Below are 11627 nucleotides of genomic sequence, written 5' to 3'. Positions count from 1 at the left end.
CATTCATCGACAGTCTGCCTCTGGCCAAGGAGAAGATGCTCGTCGCATAAGACGATCTGACAATCAGGAGAAACCAAACATCCAGGAACCCCAACATAAAATGTCAGATCAAATCTTGGTTTTTACACCTAATTCTTGGAGCCATTGTAGGGGCAATCGGAGGAATCTTTACCTACCTGGTCTTCCTATTACTACCCGATCTCTCCGCAACACAACGTAATTTGGTTATCCCACTCTGCACGTTGATGGGTATTATCAGCGCACTCTTCCACAGCTATCGAAGATTATATAAATGAATATCTTGTGCAAGCAAAAATGATAATCGTAGTCAACGAGGCGCGAAAGGTCTTATTAATTTTCAATCTCCTTCTTTCCTAATCAGCGAAGCATCTTTATCTTGTTTTTCAGTTCTCCAAACCCCAACCTTAATCACATATTCTCTTTTTCATATAAACAATTCCTTCCAAATTAAATCCTCGGTATCAAGAGGGTCTATCAGAAGAATCGATTCTACCAATTTTTCTAGCGACATGAAAACCCTCGAAACTCTCCCTTCGCACGTTTATTTTCGTTCGGGTTAAGTAAATTCTAAAAAAAGGCGTGATTACCGCTCATGAATGTGAGGCCCTGAGGAGGAGATCCCAGGGCCTCTTTCTTTTTGTCCGAAACGAATCGCTCAGAGCAAAACAAAATAGGAGCCGATTCATGCCTCATCATGATGAGAGGAAACTTCCTGCGATGGTCCCATCGGAGGCGGAAGCCCTCAGGGGCAAGAGAAATGATGAGAATCTGAACGTTTCTCCGATAAAACCGGATTATTTGGAGGTTGAATGCACTGGGTCAAGTTGAAACAGATCAAAACAAGGCGCCCCCGCTGGGCAAAGCCGGTGGCTTCTAAAGAAGAGATCTATGCGATGCTCAAAAGATATTATCGTTTTCATGACCGCGAAGAGGCATTGATCATCTGCCTCGATATGAAGAATGTTCCGACGCATATTCATTCTCTGGCGGTGGGTAGCATCAGCCTATGCATTATTCATCCGAGGGAAGTGTTTAAGGTCGCGCTCTTATCGAACGCCGCTCAGATGATCTTGGTCCACAACCATCCTTCCGGAGATCCCACTCCTTCCAAGGAAGACTGGGACATAACGGAACGACTCCGGAGGGCTGGAGAGATAATGGGTGTCGGTCTTCTCGACTCTCTGATCATCGGGGAGGGAGAGGTTCGGTCGATCCTCAAGACGGGAAGGCCATGACCGGAAAGGACAACCATCTTCAGGGCCCATGGCCGCTCTTACGATTGGCGCCCTCATATTGAGAAATTTGTCGGAGATTGAAATATGAAACTTGAAATCTTAAACCGGATTCATCCGCTCGTTGAGGAAGCCTGGACGAAAGGATTTCGGATCTTCATCGACGAGGACAAAATTGTCGTGAGAGACCTGGTCGGCCCGGGTGCCGAGGGAAGCGCGGTCAGACAGCGTGAGGCGGACGATCTCGGCCGAAGAATTGATCAAAATAAAGAGGAGGTGTGGGCCTATCTTCAGAGTCTGGAGAGCGTCCAGGTAAAAATCGAAAGCAAAGTCTTAGGAGAATCCGTCTGGATCGTCGGATCCGAGACGGTGCTGAAGCGCCTTCCCCAAAATCAGGTGGCGTATCTCCCGGAGGAGATCTACAAGATCAAACAGGCCAATTGGTCCGCTGAGACCATCCGGAAGATACACCAAGTGAAGAAGTTCTTTGGAGGATCCATTCTAAAGTAGCTGGAAGTCATCGACTTTCCTGATCGAGGCCCTGTGGATTATTCACAGGGCCTCTTTTTTTAACCGAAGAGGAGATCTGATGAAGATTAAATTCAAACAGTACCTACAGGCCGGCTACCCGGCGCTATACGTTCACACCCTGGAGCCGGATCGCGCGGAGAAGGAGTTGGCCGCTGAGGCGAAAGAGGTCGATTGCAGATGCTACTCCTGGGACCTGATCCGAGGCGTTCGCCCGTTGAATGGCGCCGAGTTGAATGAGCAGGTCCCGCGCGACGCGGTCTCCACGTTAGAGTGGCTGGCAAGAGGCAATGAAAATAAAGTTCTCTTCGCCTGGAATTTCCATCAATCCCTTGCCGTCATGAACGTGATCCAGGCGATACAAAACAATTTGGACAACTGGAAATCGGGTGGGAAGACACTCGTGTCGCTCTCCTCGCGTCTGCAGATCCCCCTGGAGCTGGATCGAACCTTTACGGTTTTGGATTTTGATCTGCCCGACCGCGAACGGCTCTCTTCGATCCTCTCCGACGTCGCCGAATCCGCGAAACTGCCGATGCCAAACGACACCGGGGCACTCTTGGATGCGGCCTCCGGCCTTACAAATTTTGAGGCGGAGAACGCATTCGCCCTCTCCGCGATCCACCCTCAGCCGTTTTCCTGGGAGGTGGTCAGCTCCCAGAAAGCGCAGATGGTCAAGAAAAACGCCTGTATCGAGATCTTTTACGGCAAGGAGGGATTCGACACGATCGGGGGGCTGGAGAATCTCAAAGCGTTTTCCCTCAAAATCGGCCTCTCTCCGCTGGCGCGCGGCATTCTCCTGCTCGGTCTGCAAGGATGCGGGAAGAGCCATTTCGCGAAAGCGCTCGGTGCGCAGCTTGGGATTCCGACCTTGGCGCTCGATTTCGGGAAGGTTTTTACCTCCCTGGTCGGAGAGTCCGAGGAGCGGATGCGCCGAGCCCTTGCGGTCGCGGATGCCATGGCTCCCTGCGTGCTCTTTATCGATGAATTAGATAAAGGACTCGCGGGCGCCGACGGAGCGGTTCTCGACGGCGGGGTCAGCAAACATCTTCTCGGGACGTTTCTGACCTGGCTGAATGACGTGCGACATGAAGCTGTCTAAATAATTGTTTTGCTTCACAGATCTTGTGATGACAAAACCTGTTGTTTCGTCAACAGTAGCCTACTGACACATGCGAAAGTGGCAACGCTTTGGTATGAAGCTGTCAGGACAACGTAATCCTGTCAGAAGACATCTTTTTCGCCGTGAGGTGAAAATGATTACTGCAAGCATTATGCGGTTGGGATGCCAGGCTGGATGGTATGACTAACAGATGTGAACTGCCAATAAACACCGTGAGCCAGAATAAGCCAAAAATGCTGACAGGCTTTGCCAAAAAGGCACATAGCAGGAGAACCTTGTGTCATTTAAGGTTCCACGAACGCCATGCTATCGGTGAAGAGGCAGAGTCTAACCCGTCCCTGTTATTTAGATAGAACATGGTAAGCCCGTATTTCTCCCTCCAAGGGAAAGTAAACCGCAAGGTCTACCGATAGAGATGCGGGTAGAGGAATGTGGAAAAAGCAAAAGCCGTTTGGTAATAGAACGGATAGGGATTGAATCGAAGAGATAACATTATCCCACGTGAAAACGGGCAGACTTCCACTAGGTCTTTCTTTACAAGATCGTTTGTAGAACCTCACAAAGGAGGAAAAGCAAATGAACGTTAAAACAACGTGTGCATCCTCCCACAAGGAGGTACATTGGCATCAAATTAACTGGCGACAATGTCACCAACAAGTGAAGAGGCTGCAAGCCCGTATTGTAAAGGCGACGCAGGAAGGCAGGCATGGCAAAGTAAAATCCTTGCAATGGTTGCTCTCCCATTCATTTTCAGCCAAAGCATTGGCTGTTAAACGAGTGACTGAAAATCGAGGAAAGAATACACCTGGTATTGACCAAGAAACATGGTCAACACCGGACGCCAAATCGCAAGCCGTATTGTCACTTAAAAGACGCGGATACAAACCGCTTCCATTAAGACGGGTATACATTCCCAAAAACAACGGTAAGAGAAGACCGCTTGGGATTCCAACGATAAAGGACAGAGCCATGCAAGCCCTCTATCTGCTAACTCTGGAACCAGTGGCGGAAACTACAGGCGATATGAACTCTTATGGATTTCGGCCTGAAAGATGCACAACGGACGCCGTCGCACAATGTTTCATTACCTTGGGTAAAGCGGTATCCCCACAATGGATCTTAGAAGGCGATATCAAAGGTTGTTTTGACAATATCAGTCATGAATGGTTATTAACCAATGCTCCATTAGATAAGGTTATTCTCCAATCATGGCTTAAGGCTGGATTTATTGACAAACAAATCCTTTATCCAACGGAGGCGGGTACGCCCCAAGGTGGAATTATTTCGCCCACGTTGGCCAATATCACACTCGATGGTTTGGAAAAGGTTCTGATGAAAAAGTTTCCCAGATGGACCCGGACCAAACCAAAAGTGAATATGATTCGATATGCTGATGATTTCATTATCACGGGAAATTCGAAAGAATTACTTGAAAATGAAATCAAACCACTGGTTGAAGAATTTTTAAAAACCAGGGGGTTGGAAATCTCTCGGGAGAAAACCAAAGTAACGCATATTGAAGAAGGATTTGATTTTCTTGGATGGAATGTACGTAAGTACAACGGCAAACTCTTAATTAAGCCGTCTAAAAAGAATGTAAAAACATTCTTAGATAAAGTCCGGAAAATAACAAAGGGGAATAAAACGGCAACCCAGGTTGGACTGATTAATGTGCTTAATCCAGTCATTCGAGGTTGGGCGAACTATCATAAAAGCCAAGTTGCCAAAGAAACCTTTTCGTCAGTAGATCACAGGATTTGGCAAGTATTATGGCAATGGGCAAAGCGCAGACATCCAAGCAAAGGAAGACGCTGGATTAAAGAGAAATACTTTAAGAAGGTGGAAACCAGAAACTGGGTGTTTAGATCCGAAACAGGCAACGCGTTGTCCGACGGAACACCAGAGATGGTAACGCTTGTAAAGGCCAGCGATACACCGATCAAGCGTCACATCAAAATCCAGGCAGATGCGAATCCTTTTGATCCAAAATGGGAACAGTATTTTGAACACCGTAAACTACTCAAAATGTTGGACTCATTTCAGGAAAACAAAAGGCTACAAAAGCTTTGGATGGACCAAAAAGGAATCTGTCCGATTTGTCTAGAGATGATAAGAGAGGAAACCCGGTGGCACGTCCACCATATCCTTTGGAAATCTCAAGGCGGAGATGATCGAAAATCCAATTTGGTCATGGTGCATCCAAATTGTCATAGGCAGATTCACAACCAAAGATTGAAAGTTGCGAAACCGGTTTCCGTGCCATAAAACGGAAATTTAAGAAAGGCTTGAGCCGTATGAGGGGAAACTCTCATGTCCGGTTCTTAGGGGAGAGAGGAGCAGCAATGCTCCTCTCTTACCCGACCGAACCAGCAGGGTCTTTGTCATCGCGACGTCAAACAAGATCGATCAGTTTCCTCCCGAGCTGTTAAGAGCGGAGCGCTGGGATGCGATCTTCTTTGTCGATCTTCCGACGCCGACGGAAAGAGAAGCCATTCTGAGGATCTACACCGAGCAGTACGGAATCACCGATGCGGAAATCCCGGAGCTTCATGCCTGGAGTGGGGCCGAAATCAAATCGCTCTGTAGAATCGCATCCATTACGACGAGCTCTCTGAAAGAAGCGATGAAATATATTATTCCGCTCTCGAAGAGCATGGGGGAGAAACTGTCCACGATCCGGGATTGGGCGAGAAACCGGACCATCCCCGCATCACTTGCCGCGGAGGAGGGGGAGAAGAGCCAACGACGCTTGCGCGGTGGAGTATCCGGCGGAAGCCAGAATTAGAGCGAAACCAAACAAAGGGAGGAGATCGCCATGTCACATGTAACGCAAATCGGAGTCGAGATCAAAGATCTGAACATTCTCAAAGCCGCCTGCGAGCGGCTGGGTTTCACGTTTGCGGAAGGACAGACCACGTACGCCTGGTATGGCCGGTCTGTCGGAGACGCCCCCCTACCCGAGGGCGTGACGATCGAGGCGTTGGGCCATTGTGAGCATGCCATCGTCGTTCCGGGAGCGACCTATGAGGTCGGCGTGGTCGCGGACAAGAAAGGTGGCTATCGGCTGCTCTGGGATAGCTGGCAGAAGGGAGGGTTGGAGGAGCGCCTCGGCCCAGGGGCGGGGCTTCTGAAGCAAGCCTACGCGCTGGAAGCGGCCAGAGAAGCGGCGATCTCGAAAGGCTACTCGGTATGCGAGATTCCACAGCAGAACGGAGCCATCACACTTCAGATTTCAGTCGGAGGTTGATCATGAAGCAGATCCTCGCAACGTTCGGACCGGATGGCGAGATCAGAATCGAGGCAGCCGGATTCACAGGGTCGGACTGCCTTGAGGCGACGCGGTTTCTGGAAGAAGCGCTCGGCAGAGTCGACGCGCAGTCCCTGACGACCGACTACTACCAAACAAGTAACGAAGGCCGTCTGCAACAGGGACAATAGGAAGCGGGCTTCTTAACCGTTCATCAGGAGCACACCCACATGGCGCAAGAGAATATTTTCGAGCAAGGATGTCTAATCCAATTGAACGTCAGTATTTGGGGAGGGAGGATCAAGCTTCCCTCAGCCAGACTGAACGTCGATGCGGATCCAGCCCTCATCAAGGCGATCAAATATCTGATCGACCGGGATTGTCTTAAACCGATGGAAAAGGAACGGAATGCGGCGCGGAGCTACGTTTATGGGAAGACGCTGCCCTTTCCGATTCCCGGCGTCCATTTCATCCCGAAAGATTTGATCCGGCCTGTGGATCAGACGTTGCCGGAGTTTCAGGCGAGATTCAACGAGAAGGTCTCCTATTTTGTGAACAATTTCGAGATTTTCATCCAGTCGGCGCAGCTGCGGCTCAATCAATTGTTCGATCCCTCCGAATACCCGACCGATATACGATCGAAGTTCTCCTTCTCATGGCGGTTTCTGGTGGTCGACTCCCCCGGGCGAAGCGGCATTCTCACGCCGGAGATTTATGCGCGCGAGCAAGAGAAGTTTCAGAGGACGATTGATGAGTTCAACGAGCTGGCCATGGTCACGCTTCGCACCCGCTTTTCCGAAATGATCGACCACGCCGTAGAACGCCTCTCCGGTGAAAAGAAGGTCTTCCGGGATACGCTCATCGGCAATATTCGGCAGTTTCTGGACGATTTCAGACAATTAAACATCCGAAATGATCGGGCGCTCGAGGAGCAGGTCACCCGCTGCAAACTCATCCTCGATGGCGTCGATCCCTCGACCCTTCGCTCGGACGATGGCTTCCGCCGGGAGATCGCTCAAAAGATGACCGCCGTCCAGGGGCAGCTCGATGCGATGATGATCCAGCGGCCGAAGCGGAAGATCCGGATTCTTCCGGAGGCTCAGGAGGCGGTGGCGTGAAGATCGTCATCTGCCCGGATGGAAAGATCATCTCACTATATCAGGAGGTTATCGATCTCTCCCGCTGTGGTCGTGCCGGCCATCGGCGCGCCTCGCAAGTGGAACCGACCGTCACGGGAGAATGGATGGTGGATCTCTCACCGGTGGGAGGTCCTACGCTTGGACCCTTTGCACGGCGCTCGGATGCTCTCGCGGAAGAGACCGCCTGGCTAAGCCAGCGCCTCGAAGAGATCGCGGAACGGATAAAATAAGAAAACGGCAGCTCAAAAGAAAAGGGGGGCTGCTCGGAGAATACCGACGGCCTCCCTTTTCTGGAGATCAGTTATGCTATTGCAAACGAGTGGATTGTACATTACTATCGAATCGGATGGAGAGTGGGAGGTCCAAAGACTATTTCGAGAGATTTCAACGGGGTTCGACCGTCTCGGAGACGGAATAGGCGTACCCGGGTTTGCCGCGCTCTTCCTTATATTTTCACACTTGGCCTGCTGCGCAGGGGTGATCTAAGATCGATTGCCACGGCCTCGTTGAGGCATTCGTTCCGCCCGCGCACGGGACTGAACCGGCCGGAGCGGGCGATGGAGAATCACTCCAAGCGGGTGGATTTTAATAGAGGGTAAAATGACCTTTCTTGACGGCTTCGATCCGGATATCCGCAAGGCGCTCATGGTGCAGTTACGGAATCTCTGGACGCATTCGACCACGGCTCTGGAGGGCAATTCGCTGACGCTTGGAGAGACCGCTTTTGTGATCGGGGAAGGCTTGACGATTAAAGGAAAGCCGGTTAAGGATCACCAAGAGGTCATCGGACATGCAAAGGCGATCGATCTTCTCTATGACCTGCTTCGGAATCACGCGGTGATCGGCGATCAAGACATCTTTCTGCTGCATAAAGCGGTTCAGACAAACGTGGTCGTCGATATTTTCAAACCTGTCGGCGCGTGGAAGAAGGAGCCGAACGGGACCAATGCGATCATCGATGATAGGCAGGTTTTTATTAATTTCGCTTCCCCTGAAGATGTACCCTACCTCATGAAAGATTGGATCGGCCTCCTCAATCTCCGAATGACGGAACACTTATCAGAGATGGCCGCGCTTTCCGCTTATGTCGATCTTCATGTTTCGTTTGTCCGAATTCACCCGTTCTTCGATGGGAACGGAAGGATGGCTCGGCTTCTTGCGAATTTGCCGGTATTAAATTCAGGTTATCCTCCGATCATCATTCCCAATGAAAACCGAATCGAATATATCCGGTTTCTTTCCGAATATGACTTTCAGGTCGGTCCGGCGAAGCGCGGGGCGCCGCTCCTCCCGGAGCCGGGTAAATTGATGGCGTTTAAATCCTTTTGCGCGAATGCATGGGGAGCGACGAAGCTGCTTGTCGAACGGGGTCGCCGAGAGCAGGAAAAAAGAGGAGAACCAAAATGACATAAGAACGCCCCGCGCTTTTTCAATATCGTTGCGCTCAGATCATCGCGCGCCGAAAAGTATCCGCGCGGTCTAATTCGGCCGAAACCTGGCCGGTCATGAAAGCCCTTTGGAGGAGCGATTCTCCTGAGGGCTTTTTTTTTGTCTAGAACGAAAGGCTATGTCCTGTATGACAAAGCGGTCAGATTTCCAAAAAACGACGTCGCCGGACATCCCGGTTCTCTTTTCTGAACGCAATTCTTCTCGGCCGATCTCGCAGCTCACAACGAAGGGAGGCTATGCCAAAAACAAAAGAAGCACCTCTGCAACTCGATATCTTCTCTTTGATTACGGAGGCAGTGACATTGGAGGAATCCCCTCCTGCGCAGATCCTTGCGAGCCCAAAAAATGAGGAAGAATCGCCACGGGAGGGAAAACGCGTTGAATTGCACTATCTTTCCTATCCGATCTCTCCTTGTAGCTGGACCACCCGGTTTTCGGGACCCGAGGAGCGGGCGGCGCGATACACGGACGCCGTCTTGAGTCTTCAATCCATCAGAAAAAGGATGGATGATTTAATTAAGGAGTCCCGCGAACGGCCGAGACCCCCTCTTGCGGAGGCCTGGCGGCAAATCGGAGATCAGCTCAAAGCACTCTACTGCAACTACTCCGGAGAAGGCGGCATTCGCCTATCTGTCGATCTGGTGCGGGCACAGCTCAATTTTGTGCGGGAGCGGCTTCCCCCGGTGGCTCAGCGCCGGCTGATTCTCTCCGGCATCCGCGCGGTGCTCTCCGCTCCCGCAAGTCCGAATGTGGAGACTTTAGCGGAGAGCCTTAGATGCGACCTCGACCGGCTCTGCTCCACCGATCTCAGTGCCGCTCAAGTGGAGCACTTCTTGGATCGGCTCAGCACCTTGGAGAAAAACGCGGAAGGAGGGCTGATTTCCCGAAAAGGGCGAAAGCTCAATTCCGAAGAGGGACACGGAGCATACTACTCCCCCGAAGTCTTCCAGCACCTGCTCCGTCTTCTTCAAATCAGCGCGATCAACGGCAGGGAAGTTAATGTTCTCGAACCGAACATCGGGAAGGGATCATTAATCCGTCCGATCGCATACCATCCTGGGTTCTTAACGTTAGGCCTCGACCTCAATCCACTTTCGGCGGAAGTGGCGGAGCTGACCTCTTTGGTCGACCCCGACGCGGCGGCGCAAGCCTGCCTGGAGGGAAGCCCCATCCCCCTTGGACGGCGGTGCGGAGTTCTCCGAGGTCACGCCTTCGATCTGCTCGATCTGGTTCCAAACGGTCTCTTCGATTTGCTGATCGCAAATCCTCCCTATGTTCACGACATCCCCAAGAAGGGAGTAGAGAAGACGTTCCGTGGCCTTGGCCTCTCAAAGCTACCCGAGGGCATCTCATTAACCGCCTTTACCCGTCAGATCCTGCCGTTGAAACTTCGGGAGGGGGGACTCTCGCTTCTGATCACTTCGGCCCGCGCGCGCAGCTTTAAGAGAACCCGCCATGCCACGGGCCAGGTGAGTCATCCGATTCTGATTCTTGGGGTCTCCGGCCAGCCCTTTGCCGAACAGGATGCCGATCTTGCGCCGGTCTCTCTTTCGGCCTACCGCTTCGATGGGGAGAGAATCACCGGGAAAGAGCATACGGAAGCGCAATGCTTTATCACGCTCAGTGTCTATCTTCCCGCCCGGGAAGCGCACGGTAAACACGCGGCCTGGTCGGAGAGCGAAATCGTCGCGCTCGATTTCAGGAGCCTCCCGCAATTCGTCGATCTGGTTCTCGGTCCCGATCGATGGACCCCGGTGGAGCGGCAGCTCTTCGCTCCCTCTGTCCGGATGATCCGGCTCGCCAACCTGCTTCGCCTCTATACGCAGATCCGGGAGAACATTCTCCAACGGCTGGATCTCCGACACCAAAAGGCGAAGCGATCGTTTCGCGTCGTCGATGCGGAGCGTTTCCGAAAAATGCGAGAGGAGGCGAGCGCGAAACGCTTCCAGCAAATCGGCTCGATCGGCGATCTTCACGCCTGGGTGTCGGAGCTTGAGAGCAAATGGGACATTCCGCTTCAGGAAGAAATCAATGTGCAGCTTCGGAAGAATCCGCTGCGAGATCTTTTTTCCGCGCGACGGCGCGTCCGGAGCACTGTTTCGGAGACCGAAGAGGTGATGAGGCGGGCCTTCGATGCCATCCTCGCGGTCTCGGACCGATTCTACTCCCGCTTCTATCTTCTCTCCGCGATCCTCCCCACGACCGCGCAGTCTGAATTGATCATGCTCTACGGCTCCTTTAACGGTTCGGCGTTCGATGCCCGGCATCCGGCGCTTCGCTCTGTTCCATACCCTTTCTCGCTCTATCTGCTCACCGAGCGGGAGCTCATCGCTCTGCTGCATCGTTTTCCCGAAGAAGAACAGAAGGCGGTCATTTCGAAAATCGGTCAACGTCGGCGGCGACTCAAGCGATCGGTCCCGCTTTTCAATGAATTGTCTCAGGTCGCGGAAATTCAATTGGCAGAGCAGTTGGGCGCGCCATGGCGGCAGGATCTCCTCGAAGGGGTGATTCCGCCGGTGAGAAAAACCCAGGCCGTGACGAAATCGTCAAATCTCTTAGCTCGGGAAATCGGGCGGTTGCTGCATCACCTGGCTCGGCAGAATCCGGCGCGGCTCAAGAATGTAAATGATGCCCTCGCCCCGATCGATCCCTGTGCCGCTCAAGAGCGCTACGATGATTATCTGCGGCAATTCGCTTCGGTGAGGATCTCTGATCGGCGGATTAAAAATCTGATCGAAAAAACGGAGGGACTGATTAAGACCCTCGAGCGAACCGAGGAGGTCCTTTCGGGTTCGGAGCCGGCGGCAAAACGGAAAATCCGCCTCAGCCCCGCATCCTGAAGAGATCATCGCCGACGTTTTCGGATGAAGCGGTCCTTGCGAAGGAGG

General features: G+C 52.2%; 10 protein-coding genes. All 10 read left to right on the top strand.

What is annotated here, in order from left to right:
* The first annotated feature begins 830 nt into the window (after positions 1–830).
* The 10 genes from MNODULE_RS22565 (at position 831) to MNODULE_RS22515 (ending at position 11579) form a co-directional block, all read left to right on the top strand.
* The gene (locus MNODULE_RS22565; RefSeq protein ID WP_168063460.1) at positions 831–1256 is read left to right on the top strand and encodes a JAB domain-containing protein; all 426 of its coding nucleotides are present in this window, start codon (positions 831–833) and stop codon (positions 1254–1256) included.
* Positions 1257–1340: 84 nt separating this feature from the next.
* Entirely contained in the window at positions 1341–1763 is a 423-nt protein-coding gene (locus MNODULE_RS22560) for a hypothetical protein (RefSeq protein WP_168063459.1), read from the top strand.
* Between the two features lie 79 nt (positions 1764–1842).
* The gene (locus MNODULE_RS22555; protein WP_168063458.1) at positions 1843–2883 is read left to right on the top strand and encodes an AAA family ATPase; all 1041 of its coding nucleotides are present in this window, start codon (positions 1843–1845) and stop codon (positions 2881–2883) included.
* 597 nt (positions 2884–3480) lie between these two features.
* Complete coding sequence (gene ltrA / locus MNODULE_RS22550; RefSeq protein ID WP_168063457.1) at positions 3481–5169, top strand: group II intron reverse transcriptase/maturase; 1689 nt, start codon at positions 3481–3483, stop codon at positions 5167–5169.
* A 550-nt stretch (positions 5170–5719) separates the two neighbouring features.
* Positions 5720–6151, top strand: coding sequence for a DUF1257 domain-containing protein (locus MNODULE_RS22540; RefSeq protein WP_168063456.1), 432 nt, complete (start codon positions 5720–5722; stop codon positions 6149–6151).
* A gap of 2 nt (positions 6152–6153) precedes the next feature.
* Positions 6154–6342, top strand: a complete 189-nt coding sequence (locus MNODULE_RS22535) for a DUF2997 domain-containing protein (protein WP_168063455.1) — start codon at positions 6154–6156, stop codon at positions 6340–6342.
* 39 nt (positions 6343–6381) lie between these two features.
* The gene (locus tag MNODULE_RS22530) at positions 6382–7269 is read left to right on the top strand and encodes a DUF3150 domain-containing protein (RefSeq protein WP_168063454.1); all 888 of its coding nucleotides are present in this window, start codon (positions 6382–6384) and stop codon (positions 7267–7269) included.
* On the top strand, positions 7266–7520 hold the full coding sequence (locus MNODULE_RS22525; protein ID WP_168063453.1) for a hypothetical protein: 255 nt from the start codon (positions 7266–7268) through the stop codon (positions 7518–7520). Before MNODULE_RS22530 ends, MNODULE_RS22525 begins: the two co-directional genes overlap by 4 nt.
* A 370-nt stretch (positions 7521–7890) precedes the next feature.
* Positions 7891–8697, top strand: a complete 807-nt coding sequence (locus tag MNODULE_RS22520; protein ID WP_168063452.1) for a Fic family protein — start codon at positions 7891–7893, stop codon at positions 8695–8697.
* 278 nt (positions 8698–8975) lie between these two features.
* A complete protein-coding gene (locus MNODULE_RS22515; RefSeq protein ID WP_168063451.1) occupies positions 8976–11579 on the top strand; it encodes a hypothetical protein in 2604 nt (867 codons plus the stop codon).
* The last annotated feature ends 48 nt before the right edge of the window (positions 11580–11627 follow it).

This window comes from Candidatus Manganitrophus noduliformans, assembly GCF_012184425.1.
Classification (GTDB): domain Bacteria; phylum Nitrospirota; class Nitrospiria; order SBBL01; family Manganitrophaceae; genus Manganitrophus; species Manganitrophus noduliformans.
Note: the sequence above shows the minus strand (reverse complement) of the source record. Positions and strands in the feature narration are given on the sequence as shown.

Bases quoted from the DNA above. Each gene is read 5' to 3' on its own strand.
- MNODULE_RS22565 (WP_168063460.1), top strand. From the start codon at position 831: ATGCACTGGGTCAAGTTGAAACAGATCAAAACAAGGCGCCCCCGCTGG.
- MNODULE_RS22560 (WP_168063459.1), top strand. From the start codon at position 1,341: ATGAAACTTGAAATCTTAAACCGGATTCATCCGCTCGTTGAGGAAGCC.
- MNODULE_RS22555 (WP_168063458.1), top strand. From the start codon at position 1,843: ATGAAGATTAAATTCAAACAGTACCTACAGGCCGGCTACCCGGCGCTA.
- ltrA (WP_168063457.1), top strand. From the start codon at position 3,481: ATGAACGTTAAAACAACGTGTGCATCCTCCCACAAGGAGGTACATTGG.
- MNODULE_RS22540 (WP_168063456.1), top strand. From the start codon at position 5,720: ATGTCACATGTAACGCAAATCGGAGTCGAGATCAAAGATCTGAACATT.
- MNODULE_RS22535 (WP_168063455.1), top strand. From the start codon at position 6,154: ATGAAGCAGATCCTCGCAACGTTCGGACCGGATGGCGAGATCAGAATC.
- MNODULE_RS22530 (WP_168063454.1), top strand. From the start codon at position 6,382: ATGGCGCAAGAGAATATTTTCGAGCAAGGATGTCTAATCCAATTGAAC.
- MNODULE_RS22520 (WP_168063452.1), top strand. From the start codon at position 7,891: ATGACCTTTCTTGACGGCTTCGATCCGGATATCCGCAAGGCGCTCATG.
- MNODULE_RS22515 (WP_168063451.1), top strand. From the start codon at position 8,976: ATGCCAAAAACAAAAGAAGCACCTCTGCAACTCGATATCTTCTCTTTG.